14 protein-coding genes, 1 riboswitch and 1 other annotated feature are annotated in these 19,644 nt (G+C 38.0%); of the genes, 4 read left to right on the forward strand and 10 right to left on the reverse strand.

The window, feature by feature from the left end; translation table 11 throughout:
- The 8 genes from HMPREF2846_RS13485 to HMPREF2846_RS13520 all read right to left on the reverse strand — a co-directional run.
- The coding region (locus HMPREF2846_RS13485; protein WP_141751906.1) for an Ig-like domain-containing protein at positions 1-2,232 on the reverse strand (2,232 nt) is incomplete at its 3' end.
- 117 nt (positions 2,233-2,349) lie between these two features.
- Positions 2,350-3,390, reverse strand: a complete 1,041-nt coding sequence (locus HMPREF2846_RS13490; RefSeq protein ID WP_070626854.1) for a YSIRK-type signal peptide-containing protein — start codon at positions 3,388-3,390, stop codon at positions 2,350-2,352.
- 429 nt (positions 3,391-3,819) lie between these two features.
- Positions 3,820-4,155, reverse strand: a complete 336-nt coding sequence (locus tag HMPREF2846_RS13495; protein ID WP_070626855.1) for an SdpI family protein — start codon at positions 4,153-4,155, stop codon at positions 3,820-3,822.
- 111 nt (positions 4,156-4,266) lie between these two features.
- Entirely contained in the window at positions 4,267-6,171 is a 1,905-nt protein-coding gene (locus HMPREF2846_RS13500) for an LPXTG cell wall anchor domain-containing protein (RefSeq protein WP_070626857.1), read from the reverse strand.
- 320 nt (positions 6,172-6,491) lie between these two features.
- Complete coding sequence (gene ychF / locus HMPREF2846_RS13505) at positions 6,492-7,589, reverse strand: redox-regulated ATPase YchF (RefSeq protein ID WP_002480312.1); 1,098 nt, start codon at positions 7,587-7,589, stop codon at positions 6,492-6,494.
- Positions 7,589-7,801, reverse strand: coding sequence for a DUF951 domain-containing protein (locus HMPREF2846_RS13510; RefSeq protein ID WP_002480311.1), 213 nt, complete (start codon positions 7,799-7,801; stop codon positions 7,589-7,591). Before HMPREF2846_RS13510 ends, ychF begins: the two co-directional genes overlap by 1 nt.
- A gap of 29 nt (positions 7,802-7,830) precedes the next feature.
- Positions 7,831-8,697, reverse strand: coding sequence for a mechanosensitive ion channel family protein (locus tag HMPREF2846_RS13515; RefSeq protein ID WP_031262363.1), 867 nt, complete (start codon positions 8,695-8,697; stop codon positions 7,831-7,833).
- 83 nt (positions 8,698-8,780) lie between these two features.
- Positions 8,781-9,593 (reverse strand): ParB/RepB/Spo0J family partition protein, encoded by an 813-nt coding sequence (locus HMPREF2846_RS13520; RefSeq protein ID WP_070626859.1) that lies wholly within the window; start codon positions 9,591-9,593, stop codon positions 8,781-8,783.
- Between the two features lie 333 nt (positions 9,594-9,926).
- Positions 9,927-10,272: a binding site (T-box leader), on the forward strand.
- 120 nt (positions 10,273-10,392) lie between these two features.
- On the opposite strand from HMPREF2846_RS13520, the gene HMPREF2846_RS13525 reads away from it, so the two are divergent.
- The 4 genes from HMPREF2846_RS13525 (at position 10,393) to HMPREF2846_RS13540 (ending at position 16,452) form a co-directional block, all read left to right on the forward strand.
- Complete coding sequence (locus HMPREF2846_RS13525; protein ID WP_002480308.1) at positions 10,393-11,565, forward strand: trans-sulfuration enzyme family protein; 1,173 nt, start codon at positions 10,393-10,395, stop codon at positions 11,563-11,565.
- Positions 11,519-13,360: a bifunctional homocysteine S-methyltransferase/methylenetetrahydrofolate reductase gene (locus HMPREF2846_RS13530; RefSeq protein WP_070626861.1), complete on the forward strand. Its 1,842-nt coding sequence runs from the start codon at positions 11,519-11,521 to the stop codon at positions 13,358-13,360. Before HMPREF2846_RS13525 ends, HMPREF2846_RS13530 begins: the two co-directional genes overlap by 47 nt.
- Positions 13,357-15,600 (forward strand): 5-methyltetrahydropteroyltriglutamate--homocysteine S-methyltransferase, encoded by a 2,244-nt coding sequence (gene metE / locus HMPREF2846_RS13535; protein ID WP_023014882.1) that lies wholly within the window; start codon positions 13,357-13,359, stop codon positions 15,598-15,600. Before HMPREF2846_RS13530 ends, metE begins: the two co-directional genes overlap by 4 nt.
- A gap of 102 nt (positions 15,601-15,702) precedes the next feature.
- A complete protein-coding gene (locus HMPREF2846_RS13540; protein ID WP_031262359.1) occupies positions 15,703-16,452 on the forward strand; it encodes a cyclase family protein in 750 nt (249 codons plus the stop codon).
- Positions 16,453-17,044: 592 nt separating this feature from the next.
- Here the strand turns inward: HMPREF2846_RS13540 and HMPREF2846_RS13545 are convergent.
- Together HMPREF2846_RS13545 and HMPREF2846_RS13550 are read right to left on the reverse strand one after the other, a co-directional pair.
- Positions 17,045-18,205, reverse strand: coding sequence for an aminotransferase class I/II-fold pyridoxal phosphate-dependent enzyme (locus HMPREF2846_RS13545; protein WP_070626863.1), 1,161 nt, complete (start codon positions 18,203-18,205; stop codon positions 17,045-17,047).
- Positions 18,206-18,287: 82 nt separating this feature from the next.
- Positions 18,288-18,399: riboswitch (SAM riboswitch) on the reverse strand.
- A gap of 97 nt (positions 18,400-18,496) precedes the next feature.
- Positions 18,497-19,405: a hypothetical protein gene (locus tag HMPREF2846_RS13550; RefSeq protein WP_070626865.1), complete on the reverse strand. Its 909-nt coding sequence runs from the start codon at positions 19,403-19,405 to the stop codon at positions 18,497-18,499.
- Positions 19,406-19,644 lie beyond the last annotated feature (239 nt).

Raw genomic sequence — 19,644 nt, forward strand, 5'->3', positions numbered from 1 at the left:
TTTAGTTCCTGCTTCGATTGTGTTGATTACTGGTGCTTCTGGAACTACTGTATCTTTTACCGTTTGAGTCGCTTCTACTGATTTGTTTTCTGCTGCGTCTGAAGCTACTGCTTTGATTACTTCATTATGAGCTAACGGTGTTTCTAATGTAGTTGTCCAAACGCCTTTATCGTCTGCGTCGACTACTTTTGTTGTACCGTTTGGCAACGTTAACGTAACTTTACTTAATGGTTCACTTGTTCCAGTTACTGTCTGACTACCAGCTTCAATTGCGTTAATCACTGGTGCTTTAGGTGCTACTGTATCTAAAGCTTTGACAGAAATCGGTTCAGATACTGTACCGTGTTTACCTGTTGCATATACCTGTGTAACATCGTTATGTTCTAAAGATGTTCCTTCTGGTAATTGTGTTGTCCACTGCCCATCTTTATCAACTTCTACTTCTGCTTTTTTGCCATTCGCAAAAGTAAGTGTAATTGTGCTTTCTGGCTCACCTTTACCGCTGATGCTTGTCGCACCTGCTTCTACCTTGTCCACAGTTGGTGTATCAACTTGATAAACCGCAACTAATGGGTTTAAGATTTGTAGCAATTCTTCCTTAATCGCAGGATCAGCATATTCAACACCTGTGAAGACATTAAATAGTTCTCTGCGATAATCTCTTTCAGGATGATTTTTAATTTCTTCTGCTACGTGTGTTACATCTTTTCTAATCTCTTCATCATAACGACGGTTTGCATCCGCTTGTGTTTCACCATCTACAATAAATCCTTTATCAGTCAGTGTATAAGTTAATGTTTCTTTTTCAACATTTTGTCTAGAAATCGCTACATTATCTTTGTTTTCATTTCTGACTAACACACGACGAGCCGCTGGTTCACGATGGCGAACGATAACTTTATCGCCATATTCTAAATCGAAAGTTTGCAGTTCTGATGCAAGACTTTTGTTACCAACTAATGTTCTATCTAATACTGTCGTACCATCTGCTTTTTGAATAGTTACATGTGCATATTCATCAGTGAAGTATAAATGTGGTTGTCCTGGACTTTGTTTATACGTTACTTGTTTAGTATCTGGATTATAGTTGACTGTAGCCATTTCCCAGTTGCCTAATCCTCTTAGTGAGATGGTTTGTGTAATATTGTTTTGGATATCATCTTTTTTAGGATAATCAAGCGTTGCTTGATTATTACCGCCTTCTCTAACTACGAGATATTCACTTTCAGGTAATGCGTCTGTTGTTGAAAGAGGTGCGACAATTTTATAAACACCCGCACGTAAATTAGAGAATGCAGCTTTACCATCTACAACTTCTGCACTCGCAATTTCTTGTGTGCTTTCCATCAAGCTTACTTTGACGTTATCTGGTAAGACTTGTCCATTTAAATTCACATTCACTTGTGCATCTTCATGAATCGCCGTATCAGCTAAATCTGATGATTTTACAAGTTCATAAATCGTAGATAAACCTAGTTTATCTTTGATGCGTTGTTGTTCCTCAGGATTAGTAATCAATGCTGCTAATGGGTATGTGAATGTATTATTGTAAGTGTCTAAATCATCTTTTAAAGCTTGTGGCATTTTCACTTTGTATAAATCAAAGTAGGCTGTGCCATTAATGCCGTTATCAGCTAACCAATACGTTGTAATCCATCTCGGTACATCTTGTTCAAATGGTTTACCTGCTTTGCCCATATCCGCTTCTTCTTGACGAATACCTTTCCACATATCCGCAAAGCCTTCAATGCCCGTTAAACGCACCATTTTTGTCATGAAATCAAGACTGCCGCGGAAACCTGCATTATAGAAATTCATTCTTCCATCCATTACGCGATCATGGAAATCTTTCTGCATGCTTTCTTGTCTGCCTTCATAAGCCCAACCGTCTTTGACACCCATGATAGTCGTTTGATATTGGTTAGCTAAAATGTTGTTTTCAATTTCAATTAAATTCATTTTAGGATCATACGTCATTGCGCCATCATAGCCATGACCGACTTCATGCAGTGCTAACCAACCTCTTTCAAGATAACCTGACATAGATGGGTTATTAGATCCCATATTGTTTGTTGAGTAATAAGCAAGACCTGGCCCATGAGCATCCGCAATCGTAAAGTATTTTTGGCCGACATTATAGTGGACAGAATTAATGTCATCATTTAAGCCAACCCATTTATCATAATGATTAATAACATCTTCGTAATAACCAATCATGTCATCTAAGTTCATAAAGCCCCATTGGCCTGGGTTTTTACCTAAGTTTGCGATGCGTTCACGGTCTACATTCGGTACTAAGAAAGCAATTTTATCGCCGTCTACATAACCATAGCTTGTATTACGAGCAGCTCAATCTGCATCGAACGCTGCTTTATCTCCACCTTTACGGTAAGTAGGCAGTGTGACGCCAGCATCACCTTCAACATAGTATTCTACAACTGGTTTTTTAGTTAAACCTGTTGGAATACGTACGAAGGCACCGCTATCCATAGTTGTAGAGATTTGTGTCCAGCTTCCGTCTCTAGAAACTGTCGCATTACGAACTGTTTGTCTATCGTTAGTCATCAAATCTACACGTAAATCTTCTTCATTACTGCCTTGTGCTTGTCTGATATAGAGCTTTTTATTTTGCGGTACAATCAAACCTAAACTTTCTCTTGCTTGATAAATACCACGTTGCATTCTTGCTGTTCTTGCAGCTTCTGATTTTTCATATACAGGAATCTCTTTCGCATAAACTTGCTCATTAATTCCTTGGATTTTTTCAACAGGATGTGCGTTCGCAGCGGGTGCTGGTGCACTTGTATTCGTAATTGGTTGAGCAGGTGCTTCTGTCGTTGTTGTATCGGTAGTAGCGGCAGCTCTTGTCGCAACTTCAGCATCTGCAGGTTGAACAGCAGGTTCTGATGGCGTAACAGTAGTAGCTTTAACTTCAGTAGTCGCAGCTTCTTTTGGCGCATCTGTCGATGGTTCTGTTGCTTTTTGTGTATCAACTTTCGACGCATCAGTTTGCGTTGTATCTGTTTTGGTAGGTTGTGATACTTCTGGTGCTGTTACAGGTTCAGGTTTTGTTGCTGTTTCGCTTGTTTGATTATCAACAGAAGGTTGTTGAATCGTAGTGTCTTGTGGAGTAGGAGAATCATTCACTGTTTCATTTGTTTGTGTTTTTGTTGACTCCGCAGTTGCAGTGTCACCGTTTGTTTCTGGTTGTGTTGTAGGATTTACAACAGCGGTATCAGTGTTTTCTGCAGCTTGTGCTTGTTGATCCAGGGATGTATAAACTAGTGTTCCAAATAGAACTGAAGCAATCCCTGCGCTAAATTTTCTAATGTGGTATTTATTTCGTAATTCTTTATCGAATAATACATCGTGTTGCTGTTTTCTAGGCATTAAATGTTTCACTTCTTTCGTGTGTAATTGTTCTACACAATTCTATCATTAATTTTTTGGAATATGTAAAAAAACTTATTGATTTACACAAGTTTTACTAAAAATTTTAAAACCTTTTAAAAGAGATAACTTCCGACACACTTTTCAAAGCACTTGTGTTTAAAGCGTTTTCAACATAAAACAAAATCAATTAAAATAACTATCAATTCTCATATCAGTTTAAACATAGTAAAAGAACTCATCTTACTAGACTTATATTTCTTTGAAAATGTACAACATAAAACATGAAAAACTTAGGATATTGTTCTATTTTCAAAACAGAAATCCCTTTATCGCTTTATATAATATGCTTGATATTAATACATACAAAAACACGCCCTCAACTCAGCATGATCATATGCTTTGTTAAGCGCGTGTTTTGAGAATTATTTATTTTAATTTGTTATTAACGTTGATATACAACATCAATATTAACGCTAATAATATGATAGATTGAAGCAGTACTGAGATAATCAAGAATATATCGTTATCTAAAAATAAGAATACAATGTCAGCCAATAGCCAAAAGAATGAAGCGAACACCGTATACATAAATACCTTTGTAGACTGTTCACCATACTCTTTTTGAGCCAGCATCCAATTCTCTTTATTTTTCTTAGACTTTCTTGTTCGAAATCCCCAAAAATGATTAATATCATCTGGCGGTACTTGTCGAAATAATTTTCCTAGTATCCATAGAAAAATACTGCTAAGAAACAACACCATACTTAAAACGCCCTCTCTGTATTCTATTTCAGTAGATGTTTTACATTGATTCTATTCTATTATACAAATGACTCCTCTCATCAAATTGAAAGGAGCCTTTTGAACGTTCATTTAGTTTTTATTTCTTCTTCTGACTTTAACAAATACAAGACCAGTCACAAGTGCTAATAATCCTACGAAAAGATTTCGTTTTGTTTCTTCACCAGTATTTGGGAGTTCGTTTGCTTTTTTAGCTTTTTGTTCAGATTTTGCTGCGTTCTTTTCAGATGTAGTGTTTGGTTGGTTGATATTTTGATTTGAAGTTGCTTTATTCTCTTTAGAGTATGAAGTTTGAGACATTGTGATTTCTTTATTTTCTTTCTCTTTGACAACACGCGCTTCTTCTTTTGGAAGTACTTTTGTTGTATCTAACCATTGTACATTTTCATTTTTAAAGACAGTTTCTTTTGCGTTTTGTTGTGCTTTATTTTCAATCACAAATGGTGTCTGTTGAGTTCCTAAACCTGTATAGGCCATTTCATACAAACCATTAGTAATAGTTTTAAGATTCAACGTTAAATATTGGATGTCATAACCTAAATTGAAAATTTTATCCTCATATAAGAAGCCGATGTTTCCATTTTTAAGTACTGTCATTGTAGAATAAGCACTTTCACCCTTTTGGATTAGGTAGAAGTGGTTAGGATCCCATCCACTTGTGACATCTTTAGCTGTTTTATCACTAGCACTTAAAGCTTTATAATAAATACCTACGCCTTTTCTACTTTTATCAATCGTTGGTAAAGATTGTAGTAAAAGGTGTGTGTATTGATTTGTTTTTAAGTTTTTTGCATACACAACAAGCGTTTCACCATTTGTAGATCCACCGTTACCTAATGTAATCTTTTCAGGTTGTGCTTCCCATGTTCCTGTCGCAAATTGTTTATCTTTCTTGTCATACGTAAAGACATTTACGATACGTCCAGCTGCAGTTCTTGAGAAGATTGCTACATTACCGTTAGGCAGTTCTTCAATTTTCGCTTCGTCACCATTTGGTACTGGAGAATGTGCATCACCAAGGATATTCCAATGTTCACCTAAATCATCACTATATAATACATAGTTATTATTACCATCTGGTTGTCCTTCTAGAATTGAAGTATAGATTCTATAATAATCACCTGTTTTCACATATCTTGACTGCATAATTCTTCCTGAAGCAGCAAAAAGACGTGTCCATTTATCATTTAATCCATAGATATTTTGTGTGATATCTTGCGGCTTTTCAAAAGTATAACCACCATCATTAGATACTAGTCTTGCGATTCTAAGTGGATCTTGACGTGTAGAAACATACTCAGGGACTTTATGCCAATAACCTTTGTCTCCATACGCGCTCAAAATAACGACTTTATTAGAGTCTCTGTCAGCAACCATTGCCGCATCGCCATAACCCACTGTTTCTGAACTATATTGTTTAGTGATATTTGTTTCAGGTCCCCATGTTTCTCCATTATCTGTAGAATGTTTTACTAACAAATCAATGCGATGATGACCTAAATCCCAGGCGTCATTGTATCTATAATCTGATACTGCTACAACATGGCCATCGCCTGTACTCGCAATAGCAGGGATTCGATAGTAGTTTTCACCATCTGGATTATCCCATAACGTTTGACTACCCTCAGGCTTAGGTTGCTCTAAAGTTTGAGGTGGTGTAGTAGGACTAGGCGTTGATGTTGTTTGTGTTTGCGTAACAGTAGTAGTGTTCGCAGGTTGTTGATTTGTTGTGGCAGCAGTTGTTGCCTTTGGTGCTTCAGGTGTGGCTGGTGTGGTAGTTGTCTCTGCTACAGCTGTCGTTTCAGCTGTTTTATTTGTGTCAGTCACACTTGCTTTTGGTGTTGCATCTTGCGTTTCAGCAGCTGAAGCATCATGAGTGAAATAAGCACTTGTTAATAATAACCCTCCTGTTAACAAGAGTGGTTTCAAGTACCTTTTGTGTTCCAGTGTTGAGTGATTTTCTAATTGTTTTTTCATGCTGTTTCCTCCTATGACCTAAATAAACTTCATAAAATGTTTTATTGCTAACAATATGAATGTATCATCATTTTGTAATATACCATATTTGCTTAATGAAAGCGCTTATTTTAAAGAAAATACTATAAAATGTTATTTTTGTATCTATTCATCAATCAACCATACATTATTATTAGCCAAATAAATTACATAGGAGTAACCATCCAGCTTTCTTACTAAAAGCGTGAAAGATTAGTTTAGCGCAAAAAACACGCCCTCAACACAGCATAATCATATGCTTTGTTAAGCGCGTGTTTTTAGTTAGTTGTTTATTTACTTAATTATACGTTGAATCTGAAGTGAACAACATCGCCGTCTTGCATGATGTATTCTTTACCTTCTAAACGCATTTTACCTGCTTCTTTCGCACCTTGTTCACCGTTATTTTCAACATAATCGTCATAACTTGTTACTTCTGCACGGATGAAGCCGCGTTCAAAGTCAGTGTGGATGATACCCGCACATTGTGGGGCAGTCATACCTTTTTTGAATGTCCAAGCACGTACTTCTTGTACACCTGCTGTGAAGTATGTCGCAAGACCTAACAAGTTGTATGTGCTGCGGATTAAACGGTTCAAGCCAGGTTCTTCGATTCCTAAGTCTTCTAAGAACATGTCTTTATCTTCGTCATCTAATGTCGCAATTTCTTCTTCAATTTTCGCACTGATGACAATAACTTCTGAACCTTCTTTGTCAGCGTATTCTTTAATTGTTTGAACTTTTTCGTTGTCCGCTTCATTCACTTCATCTTCACCAACGTTTGCGATATAAATCATTGGTTTTGATGTTAATAATTGTGCTTGTTTCACATATTTCGCATCTTCTTCATTGAACTCTAAGCTGCGAATCGGTTCGCCGTTTTCTAATGCTTCTTTAATACGTTCTAAAATGCGTACTTCATTCAACGCATCTTTATCTTTTTGACGTGCCATTTTTTCAAGACGTGGTAAGCGTTTATCTACAGATTCTAAATCTGCAAGTACTAATTCCATATTGATAACTTCAATATCATCTAGTGGATCTACACGACCAGATACGTGTGTCACGTTATCATCATCGAATGCACGAACTACTTGACAGATTGCATCTACTTCACGGATATGAGATAAGAATTTGTTTCCTAGACCTTCACCTTTTGAAGCACCTTTAACAATCCCTGCAATATCAGTGAATTCGAATGTTGTAGGAAGTACTTTTTTAGGATTAACGATATCTGCTAAAGCATCTAAACGTGAATCCGGAACTTCTACAATCCCGACGTTCGGGTCGATTGTAGCGAACGGGTAGTTCGCCGCAAGTGCACCCGCTTTTGTAATTGCGTTAAATAATGTAGACTTTCCGACGTTTGGTAAGCCTACGATACCAGCTGTTAAAGCCATTAGTCATTCTCCTTCTCTTGTGTATCATGTGATACAAGTATTTTCTTTAATTTTTTATTAAACTCTGTACGAGGCATCATAATACTTCGATTGCAATGTTCGCATTTAATTCTGATATCTGCACCCATACGAATTATTTTAAATCGGTTTGCGCCGCAAGCATGCGCCTTTTTCATCTCCACAATGTCATTCAGACCATACTGAGCTGCCATTTACAATCCTCCATCATTATGAATTCTTATTACTGAGATTTTTGTCCATTAAACTGCATCATAATAGGGGTTGGTGATTTAATTCCTTCTTGGTTCAAGAAGTTCGCAACCTCTTTACGTAAGATACGAGCGCCTGGCACAGTATTATTCGGTGTTGTTTCTGCCGCTATTTTCATGATATAAGCATTACCTGTTAAATCCTCGATACCAAGAATTTCAGGTTTTGAGACAAAGATAAAGTAATTGGAATGTAAGGATTCTAAGAAGTCTTTCAGCTTACTTTCTACCTTATCGACATTCTCTTCCATCGCAATCGGTACTTCTATCAATGCTTTACCGTTACTGATTGAGAAGTTGGTAATCTCTGACATTACACTGTTCGGCAACACGGTCAACTCTCCTGTATACGCATGTATACGTGTTGAGCGGATACCGATAGATTGAACTGTACCTTCTGTGATAGGTGCACCGTTCAAGTTGATTTTAACATAATCTCCCACATCAAATTGATTCTCAAATATAATAAAGAACCCTGTGATGATGTCTTTAACAATGGTTTGTGCACCAAAGCCGATTGCTAAACCGACTACACCAGCTCCGGCTAATAATCCTGTGACACTAATTCCGAATTTACCTAATATCGTTGTTAATACAATAAACCATACGACATAACGCACAATATTCTTCAACATCGCACTTAATGTATGAGATCGTTTTCTACCATGTGCATTGCGGTTTTGTAGTTTAAAGAACTGATCAATCGACTTATTGACCAAGTTGATAATAATCATCGCAACGACTACGTAGATGACAATCATGATGAGCTTGTTGAGTATCATTGCGTACGTTTCAGGCTTTGTAAACGGCTCAACGAGTGAGTTGAAAACACCTTGCATTGTATTCCAAAACGTATTCAAAAGTTCGTCCTCCTGTCATTTCACAACAATTATATATTTTACCATGAATACAACATATTTTCTTATGTTTCACTGTGTAATTGTTGAATCAAACGCTTAAATTCTTCTTCTGATTTGAATTCAAAAGTGATTTGTCCTTTATTTCGCTTAGTTGTGATGGCTACATTGGTACCAAAGCGCTCTTTAAGCAAGCGTTCCTGCCGTTTAATCATGCGCGGTTTCTTTGTCTTTTTCTTAGCATCATCTTCTGAAGTAGGTGAAGTCAGCTCTGCAATGTATTGTTCTAAGTAACGCACACTCCACGCTTCTTTCATGACTTGTTTAGCGATTTGTTTCATTTTGGTTTCGTCTTTTAGTATTAATAATGTGCGACCATGCGCACCTGATAATTTGCCGTCTTTTACCCACTCGGCGACAGCAGACGGTAAATTCAACAATCGCAACATATTCGCGATATAAGGACGGGATTTACCTAAACGTTCAGCCACCTCTTTTTGTGTGATATGTAAATCATCCATCAGCTTACGATAACTTTCCGCTTCTTCAATCGCATTCAAATCTTCCCGCTGCAGGTTCTCTATAATGGCGAGTTCCATCATCTCAGCATCAGACATCTCTTTGACTATCGCTGGCACTGAGTTCAAGCCTGCTAAATGAGAGGCTCTGAAACGGCGTTCACCTACGACAATATGGTAACCTTGCACCGTTTTGCGTAAGATAATCGGTTGTAAGACGCCATGTTCACGAATAGAAGCTGCGAGATCTGCTAATTTTTCCTGATCAAAATGTTTTCTAGGCTGATAAGGGTTTGGCCGAATTGCATCTAAATCGATATATTCTACATGTCCATCGTTCTCATTTGTTATGTCACGCACGTTCCAGTCACCTCACTTTCGTCACTAAAATAGTGTTACATTTTTAATTTTTGCTCCTCTCTTATTGTAAGGAAAATCATGAATGCAATAAAGGAATTTTCATTCTCAAATTGAAAAATAATGACTGAAAAATGGCTTGATTCAAAAAAATTTTAAAAATTTTTCAGCAACGTCCAACCCTTGATACGCTTATGTTTCTCTCGTTTTTAATTGTCAGTAAAAAACTACTATTCTGAAAATTCTGTTGACAAACAAAACAGAACCAATATACAATGTGGTCATCAACAAAAAACAAACCTTTCAACACGAAAGAGAAACAATTGAATATCGTCTTGAAACACGATAATAAGGAAAGTAGAACTTACACTGCTGACACAGAGAGCTTCTGTCCGCTGAAAGGAAGCACAGAAAGAAAGTTTGAAAATGGCCTTGGAGTGGTGGTGTCGATATGAGGCATCAACGGGGGCGCCCGTTATAGCGCTACAGTATTAACATTTTTGCATAATGGCGTACTGGAATGACGCACACGTTATTGTTATTTACAGCAACAGCTGATACATATAACGGAACCGACCTTCAGTAGCTGCCATGAACAGATTTAGCGTACTGGAAGAGGTTGCTTTAGCAATAAAGCAGCGAATTAAGGTGGTACCGCGAAGCTCAAGCTTTCGTCCTTTACATCCGAATCTTTTTTCGGGTTTAAAGGACGGAAGCTTTTTTTTTCGTGGTCAGCTTCCCTCCTTAGTTCCAGAACTTCCGCAGCCAAAAGCAATCTCAATAACTAAAGGAGTGTATATGTATGTCACTATCATCAGAAACAAATTTAATTAAGTATCATCAATTCCCGCACATTTTAGCAGCCAACCCGCCACTTTATGACTCATCGACTTTCCCGACAGCATTGATTGGTTCAGAGGTCCCTTACGATTACGCAAGATCAGGCCACCCGAACCGAGCATTGTTAGAAGAAAAGCTTGCAGCACTTGAAGATGCCGAGTACGGTATCGCTTATAACTCAGGAATCGGAGCAATTTCAGCAGTTTTCTTCTTACTGAAATCAGGAGATCACTTAATTATTCCGAATGATGTTTACGGTGGGACATACCGCTTATGCGAACATGTTTTACCAGGATTTAATATCGAAGTCACAGCAGTAGATACGACAAACCCATTAGCAGTTGAACAAGCGATTCAGGAAAATACGAAACTAATTCATCTGGAAACACCGTCAAATCCATTATTTAAAGTGACAGATATTCAAGCCATTGCGGATGTCGCAAAGAAACATAATATCCTTGTTTCAGTCGACAATACATTCTTAACACCCCTATCACAAAAGCCATTGCATTTAGGTGCTGACATTGTGATTCATAGTGCCACTAAATTCTTAAGCGGCCACAGTGACTTAATTGCAGGGGCAGTTGTAACAAACAACGCGGAAGTTGCAGAATCATTACAATTCTTACAAAACACTTTAGGAAGCGGATTATCAGCTCAAGACAGCTGGACACTGACAAAGCATCTTAAAACGCTTTATGTACGATGGAATCAATCAGTGAAAAACACTGAAAAGATTGTTGAATTCTTAAAATCACGTCCTGAAATTACTGATGTATATTACCCAGGAAATGATGAAATCAATCAACGCCAAGCTGAAAATGGCGGTGCAGTACTTGGCTTCAGATTAAGCGAAGCAGAAAAGGTACCGACATTTGCGAAAGCATTAAAAATACCGCAAATCGCAGTCAGCCTAGGCGGTATTCAAACTATCGTCTCTCATCCAGCCACAATGTCACATGCTTCTGTTCCAGAAGATGTGCGTAACGAACGCGGAATTACGTTCGATCTCTTGAGACTGAGTGTGGGCTTAGAAGACCCAGACGAGTTGATTGCAGATTTTGAAGCAGCATTGGAGGAAGCATACTATGAGCCGGTTTCTACAAACTTTGAGCAAGAACGTATTAGTAGCTGACGGTGCAATAGGAACGATTCTCTACTCTGAAGGGATCGATACTTGCCCTGAAGCATATAATCTTACACATCCAAAGAAAATCGAACAAATTCATCGATCTTACATTGAAGCTGGTGCGAATGTCATTCAAACCAATACTTACGGTGCCAACTTCGAAAAGCTTCAAGCTTTCGGATTAGAACATCAAGTAAGAGACATCACACGTGCCGGTGTCAGAATAGCGAAACAAGCAGCCAATGAAGACACGTTTATTTTAGGAACTGTCGGAGGTTTTAAAGGCGTGAAACAAAATGACTTGTCGCTATCGACGATTTTGTATCACACAGATATTCAAATTGAAACACTGATTGACGAGGGTGTTGACGCACTCCTCTTTGAAACTTATTACGATTTAAACGAACTCTTGCAGGTGATCAGAGCGACGAAGAAAAAGTATAATATTCCAGTTATCGCACAGTTAACTGCTTCAAGCACCAACTACTTGCAAGATGGAACAGAAATTAACGAAGCACTTAAACAAGTTGAAGCAGAAGGCGCAGACGTTATCGGCTTGAATTGCCATCACGGTCCGCACCATATGCAACAATCTTTCACACATATTGAGATTCCGCAACATGCGATTCTCTCATGTTACCCGAACGCTAGTCTCTTAGACTTTGAAGATTCTACGATTCACTACAGCGACAACGCTTCTTACTTCGGTAAGATAGCTGAAACGCTAGTGAAAGAAGGCGTACACTTAATCGGCGGTTGTTGCGGTACTACACCTGAACATATCCGCTTCATCAAGCAAGCGGTTGAAGGCTTAAAACCAACTTTAGAAAAGAAAGTTATTCCGATCAGAAGAAAAAGTAATTACCCTTCTATTCCGGTCAAAAAGAATAACTTAACGACTAAAGTCAAAGCTGGTCCGACAGTCATCGTTGAACTAGATACACCAAAGCACTTAGATACAACGAAATTCTTTGCGAATGTCACAAAACTAGACAAAGCGAAAGTCGACGCTATCACACTTGCAGATAACTCACTCGCAACGGTACGCGTTAGCAACATCGCAGCAGCTAGTATTATTAAGCAGAATTACAACATTGAACCGCTGGTCCACATTACCTGCAGAGACAGGAACTTAATCGGTTTACAATCTCACTTACTCGGCTTATCACTGCTTGGTATTAACGAGATACTCGCGATTACAGGTGACCCATCTAAGGTGGGGCATCTGCCAGGTGCGACGAATGTTTATGATGTAAATTCAAGAGGTTTAACTGAACTCGCTGTTCGTTTCAACCAAGGACTTAATATTGACGGCGGCGCATTGAAAACGAAAACGAACTTCAATATTGCCGGTGCGTTCAACCCGAACGTCCGCAAGATGGAAGCAGCGGTGAAACGCTTAGACAAAAAAGTAGACTGCGGTATGAGTTACTTCATTACACAGCCTGTCTACACTGTCGAGCGTATTCAAGAAATTGCTGAAAAGACAGCACATCTTGATACCCCATTCTTTATCGGTATCATGCCAATAACAAGTTATAGAAATGCAACATTCTTACACAATGAAGTCCCTGGCATTTCATTGCCAGATGAAATATTAGATCAGTTCGAAGCGGTTAAAGATGATAAACAAAAAACCAAAGAACTGAGCTTGCGCATCTGTCGCAAATTGATAGATGAAGTTATCAAACACTTTAATGGACTCTATATCATTACACCATTTGAACAAGTAGACTTTTCACTCGAACTTACACATTACTTTAAAAAACAAACTGCAAAAAATCAGGAGGCAATAATATGACAATTACAACAGCTAATATCGGATTCCCACGTTTAGGACGCAAGAGAGAATGGAAGAAAGCAATCGAAAGTTACTGGGCAGGTAAAACAAACTATGATGAATTAACAACAACATTAAACGACCTGCATAAAGAAAACTTATTATTACAAAAACACTACAGTATCGACAGCGTACCTGTTGGAGACTTCTCATTATATGACCACGTATTAGACGTATCATTATTATTCAACATCATCCCAGAACGTTTCCAAGGTCAAGAAGTCAACGATGATTTATTATTCAATATCGCACGTGGTACAAAAGAAAATGTCGCAAGTGCCTTAATTAAATGGTTCAACACAAACTATCACTACATCGTACCTGAATGGGACAACGTAGAACCTAAATTAAACCGCAACGTTTTATTAGAACGTTTCGAATTCGCTAAACAATTAAACGTAAATGCACACCCAGTGATTTTAGGTCCTGTAACATTCGTTCAATTATCACGCGGCGGCGATCAAACATTTGAAGAGAAAGTTGAAGCATTGCTTCCATTATACAAAGAAGTATTACAATCACTTGTTGATGCAGGTGCTGAATACATTCAAATCGACGAACCTGTATTAGTAACTGATGATGCAGAACAATTACAAGACGTTACACGTCACGTCTATGAATACTTCGACAAAGCAGGGTTAGCTGATAAATTAGTCATCCAAACTTATTTCGAACATGTAGATTTAGACTTTGTGAATAGCTTACCTGTTAAAGGTTTCGGTTTAGACTTCGTACATGACGGCGGTAAAAACCTTGAACAAATCAAAGCAGGTAAATTATCTAAAGACAAAGCATTATACGCAGGTATTATTGATGGCCGTAATGTATGGGCTGCAGATATCGAAGCGAAAAAAGAATTGATTGAAACTTTAGAAAACTATACTGATGAGTTAGTTATCCAACCATCATCTTCATTACTTCATGTTCCTGTTTCATTAGACGATGAAGAATTAGATGAATCAATTGAAGAAGGTTTAAGCTTCGCAACTGAAAAATTAGACGAATTAGACGCCTTAAAACGTGTTATCAATAATGGAGACAGCGAAAAATACGATAAATTAAAAGCAGCTTACGAGCGCTTCCAAAACCAAGCATTCAAAAACCTTGAATACGACTTTGACAGCGTACGTACACAACGTGAGTCAGCATTCCCTGAACGTAAAAAAGTTCAAGATGCACGCTTAAAATTACCAGAATTACCAACAACTACAATTGGTTCATTCCCACAAACGAAAGAAGTTCGTAAAAAACGTGCTGACTGGAAAAACCAACGTATTAGTGATGAAGAATATAACCAATTCTTACGCGATGAAATCGCACGCTGGATTCAAATCCAAGAAGATATCGGCTTAGATGTATTTGTACATGGTGAGTTCGAACGTAATGACATGGTTGAGTTCTTCGGTGAACGTTTACAAGGCTTCTTAGTTACAAAATACGGTTGGGTTCAATCATACGGATCTCGTGCTGTTAAACCACCAGTTATCTATGGAGATGTTAAATGGACTAAACCAATCACAGTGGAAGAAACAGCTTATGCGCAAAGCTTAACTGACCACCCTGTAAAAGGTATGTTGACTGGTCCTGTAACTATCTTAAACTGGTCATTCGAACGTGTAGACATCCCACGCCATGAAGTACAAGACCAAATCGCTTTAGCTATCAACGAAGAAGTTTTAGCATTAGAAGATGCAGGCATAAAAATTATCCAAGTAGATGAACCAGCATTACGTGAAGGTTTACCATTACGCTCTGAATACCATGAAGAATACTTGAAACAAGCGTTACGTTCATTCCGCTTAGCAACATCTTCAGTGTCAGATGCGACGCAAATCCATACGCATATGTGCTATTCTCAATTCGGCGAAATCATCCATACTATCCACGACTTGGATGCAGATGTTATCTCAATCGAAACATCACGCAGCCATGGTGCTTTAATCAAAGACTTCGAGGATGTAACGTATGATTTAGGTATCGGATTAGGTGTATATGATATCCACAGTCCACGTATCCCGACTGAAGAAGAAATCACAGTCGCAATCAACCGTGGTTTACAAGAAATCGACCGTTCATTATTCTGGGTTAACCCAGACTGCGGTTTGAAAACACGTAACGAAGATCAAGTAAAAGAAGCATTAACAGTATTAGTTTCAGCAGTTAAAAAATTAAGAAACAAAGAAGGACAAGAAACAGCTTAATTCACTTGTCATGAGTGATTTACGAGTGAGCCCGCAGTCTTAAAACTCACTCGTAAATACACTTATATCAGCCCTACAATTTTAAGCAGTCATGAGGTGTTTATAATGAGTTATCCTTTATGGGATCAGCTGAAAAGTCTAAAAGAAAGTGAATGGGTCGATTTAACCCATACCTTTGACACAGACAGCCCACATTTCAGCGCATTAGAAGCTGCATATATTGATACAATCAGTACCGTTGCAGAAGATGGTTATTTTGTACAAAGATGGAGTGTTGCCACACAATATGGCACACATATCGATGCCCCCATCCACTTTGTCGAAAACAGAAGATATTTACATGAATTAGATTTGAAAGAATTAGTGTTACCGCTTATCGTACTTGATTACTCTAAAGAAGTTGCGGAAAACCCCGATTTCCGTTTAACTCGCGATCATTTACTTGAGTGGGAAGCACAACATGGCCGAATCGAACCTGATACGTTCGTCGCATTCCGCAGTGATTGGTCACACCGTTGGCCGAATGTGGAGCAATTTGAGAATAAAGATGCCGAAGGTAACCCTCACGCACCCGGATGGTCACTCGATGCATTACAATTCTTACTTGAAGAACGCGGTGTACGTTCAGTCGGTCATGAAACATTCGATACAGACGCTTCAGTCGATGTCGCAAAACACGGCGACTTAATCGGTGAACGTTATGTACTCGGACAAGACACGTACCAAATTGAGCTCCTAACGAATTTAGACCGCCTCCCAGAACGAGGCGCAGTGATTTATACAATATGTCCAAAACCGGCAGATGCGCCAGGATTCCCGGTCCGTGCATTTGCGATTAAGCCAAACGCATAGTCATGGACCCGCGATCATCCATGACATGCAGCCATTATTAAATCTTAAAAACGAAACTCCTTTAAAAGTTATGAGTAAATACAATAAAAGTTGGCTACATTGCCCTGGGTCCACAGGAATTGGGGCAATGAATCGCCACTGTTCTTAACCCGATAAGAACAATTCTTTTCATAAATGTTACTATTTTGAACCCGATACAAAATAGTATGTAAATTCCGATTACCCACTCTCCCGATAATGGGTAATCACTATACTCCTTTTTACTACTTATAAAAAAGCACTGAATATAAAGTACATGTCCCACCACCCCGTGAACAAAAAACTTTATATTCAGTGCTTCATTTTTGTTTAAAAGATAATAAATAATAGCCGATTGTGTTAAAGCACAATCGACTATCTCATAAGCCTAGGTAGAATATGGCTTAGACCATACGCCTAACATTTTTACACTCAGCTACTTTCCAGAGTTCCTGAGTGTTTTTATTACAGTAATAGCATAACACCTTTTGAAACTTCTTATAATCAATAATATACGTATAAACGTCTCTATAACAACGTTATGAGGGATTTTATTCACTACTTAAATAAAAGATTATTCTTTGTACATCGCACTAAGTGATTTCAACCGCTTCGCCGCTTCATCTAATTGCTCATCCTCTAACGCAAGAGACACCCTTACATAATGACGTCCATTTTCACCAAATGGAATACCTGGCGCCACTAAAATAGATTGATCTTGAAGTAAGAATTCCACAAATTGTTCTCCGTCATATCCTTTTGGTGCTTTCAACCATAAGAAGATGCCACCTGTCATCGGTTCATAAGGGATGTTTCCTTCATCTAAAATCGCAGTGAAACGATCGCGACGTGCTTTAAAGACTTCACTTTGTTTATCTAAGAAATAATCATAGTTGTTAAGCGCAAATGTCGCCGCATCTTGAAGCGCACCAAACATACCCGCATGGTGATGTGTATGATATTTCTTCAAAGCTTGAATCACATCTTTGTTGCCGACTGCGAAACCGACACGATAGCCAGACATATTATAGCCTTTAGAAAGTGAATACACCTCGATTGCGACTTCTTTGCCTCCAGCTGTCTGTAAGATACTTGGATTTTTATGATCAAAACCGAACGCTGCATAGGCAAAATCATGTACAATTTTCGTTTGTGTACCTCTGAACTTTTGAACTACATCATCAAAGACATCTTGTGTAACAGTTGATCCAGTCGGGTTATTAGGATACGTTAAATAAATCAATTTAGTCTGACTTAAGACTTCCCCTGTCACTTTATCAAAGTCAGGTTGATAATATGGTGGTTCTAACTCTAACGCATAAGGTTTCGCATCTGCGAACAACACCCCTGCTAGGTAATCTGTATAACCTGGATCTGGCAATAAAACGTAATCTTCAGGGTTAACAATACAATTCGGCAAACCTACTAATCCATTCTTTGTGCCATATAAAATACAGACTTCATCATCTTTATCCAATTCAACATTATATTGTCGTTTATAGAAATCAACAATCGCTTGCTTAAAGCTTTCTTTACCATGAAACGCACCGTACTTTTGGTTTTCAGGCACACGTAATGCGTTCGCAAATTCATCGACAATTCCTTTAGGTGTTTCCCCATCTGGGATGCCTACTGCCATATTGATGAGAGGAAGCGGACCATGTTCTATCTTTCTCCCCATTGTTTTTCCGAAATAACTATCTGGTATCTTCGCTAATCTTCTTGAAATCACCATTTAAGTTCCCCCTTTGTTTGATGCGCCTATTAAAAAAGCTATATATCACCTATAAGCGACATATAGCTTTCTATATATATGGCACCTATCTTTCAAGTTATACTTGTTGGATGTAGCACAGTCAGATTCAATGCCTGGATCTTCTGTTGCTGAAGCGTCATCGGGCCAATTCCCTCTACTTCTCTAGATAAGTTTTAATGACTTTTATTGTACTAAAAATTCTGACATTTATCAATTTAAGTTAAAATAAAAAACTCTACAGCTCAATGAAAGCTGTAGAGTCAATATTCTTTATTCAGGTTGGCCTTTTGAATCAAATTTCTCCACTGAACCATCCGCATTCACAATGTATGATCCTGCTAAATCACCTGATTTATCTACAAATGAGAAGCCCCAGCTTCCATCACTCTTTTGTTCAGGTTCTTTATACGTATACGTGCTTGTATCTAGTTTGTGACCTTCATATTCTTCTACTTTATCAATCACATTCGCACGTGTGACTTTACCTTCAGAAGATGATGAATGACTTTCAGAGCTTGAATTACTGTTACTTTCTTGTGCTGCTGATTGTGCATCTTGATTTGTGATTCGGATTAAATTTGCTACTTGTTTAAAGTTCGGTTCATCTTTGTATTGTTTATATAGATCTTTAAGATTATAAACTGCTCCCATGTTTGCTAACTGTTGATATGGATTGATACCTTGTGTCCCTGATACCAGCACTTGTGTATCACTCACACCAATAACTGCCGCAAATGGACCTTTAGAGTTAGTTGTGCCATAAATCACCATATTTTGAGGTTTATTAGTTACGATTTCAGAACTACCTGTATAAAGTGTTAATTGTTGAATTTCTCGTTGTCGCGAACCGCCATTCGTGTTTTGGACATAGCTGTGGTTTAATAATTCATTTGCTGTCACTGTAAATTCAGCTGATTTAGGTGCGTATAACGCCAAAGCGACCTTTTCTTGTGGTGTCAGTTGGCTGACAGCTTGTTCTGTCGTTTGTTTATGAGTATGTGATTTTTCATGTTTTGTTGTTTGTTCATGCTGTGTATTTTCTTTTTTCTCTGCTTTTTGATGATTTGTTTTTTCTTTTTCTTCGTGTTTTTGCGTATCTTCTTGTTTTTCATTTGAGCCGCAACCTGCCAATAATATTGAAAGTGCTGCAGCGGTAGTCAATACATGTTTAAATTTCATAGATAGCTTGCTCCTCTTTGTATATTTGAATATATAATTTCATTATATAGAAGAAACGGGACACATATTGTCCTAAATTAAAAGAAAGTAATCGAGTTAAGTATGATTATTTATTACTCTTTCAAAAGACACTCTGACAATTTTAATTTAAAAGTTTAAATAAAGAGGATTTTTTACCATAAGTAGCCGACCCTACCAAATACAAAAGGGGCTGGGACATAAATACAGTCCAAAATAAA

It is taken from the genome of Staphylococcus sp. HMSC056G08 (assembly GCF_001812305.1).
Lineage (GTDB): Bacteria > Bacillota > Bacilli > Staphylococcales > Staphylococcaceae > Staphylococcus > Staphylococcus simulans.

What these genes read in the sequence shown, in the direction of transcription:
- HMPREF2846_RS13490 (WP_070626854.1), bottom strand. Translation starts at nt 3,390, where the DNA reads ATGCCTAGAAAACAGCAACACGATGTATTATTCGATAAAGAATTACGA.
- HMPREF2846_RS13495 (WP_070626855.1), bottom strand. Translation starts at nt 4,155, where the DNA reads ATGGTGTTGTTTCTTAGCAGTATTTTTCTATGGATACTAGGAAAATTA.
- HMPREF2846_RS13500 (WP_070626857.1), bottom strand. Translation starts at nt 6,171, where the DNA reads ATGAAAAAACAATTAGAAAATCACTCAACACTGGAACACAAAAGGTAC.
- ychF (WP_002480312.1), bottom strand. Translation starts at nt 7,589, where the DNA reads ATGGCTTTAACAGCTGGTATCGTAGGCTTACCAAACGTCGGAAAGTCT.
- HMPREF2846_RS13510 (WP_002480311.1), bottom strand. Translation starts at nt 7,801, where the DNA reads ATGGCAGCTCAGTATGGTCTGAATGACATTGTGGAGATGAAAAAGGCG.
- HMPREF2846_RS13515 (WP_031262363.1), bottom strand. Translation starts at nt 8,697, where the DNA reads ATGCAAGGTGTTTTCAACTCACTCGTTGAGCCGTTTACAAAGCCTGAA.
- HMPREF2846_RS13525 (WP_002480308.1), top strand. Translation starts at nt 10,393, where the DNA reads ATGTCACTATCATCAGAAACAAATTTAATTAAGTATCATCAATTCCCG.
- HMPREF2846_RS13530 (WP_070626861.1), top strand. Translation starts at nt 11,519, where the DNA reads ATGAGCCGGTTTCTACAAACTTTGAGCAAGAACGTATTAGTAGCTGAC.
- metE (WP_023014882.1), top strand. Translation starts at nt 13,357, where the DNA reads ATGACAATTACAACAGCTAATATCGGATTCCCACGTTTAGGACGCAAG.
- HMPREF2846_RS13545 (WP_070626863.1), bottom strand. Translation starts at nt 18,205, where the DNA reads ATGGTGATTTCAAGAAGATTAGCGAAGATACCAGATAGTTATTTCGGA.
- HMPREF2846_RS13550 (WP_070626865.1), bottom strand. Translation starts at nt 19,405, where the DNA reads ATGAAATTTAAACATGTATTGACTACCGCTGCAGCACTTTCAATATTA.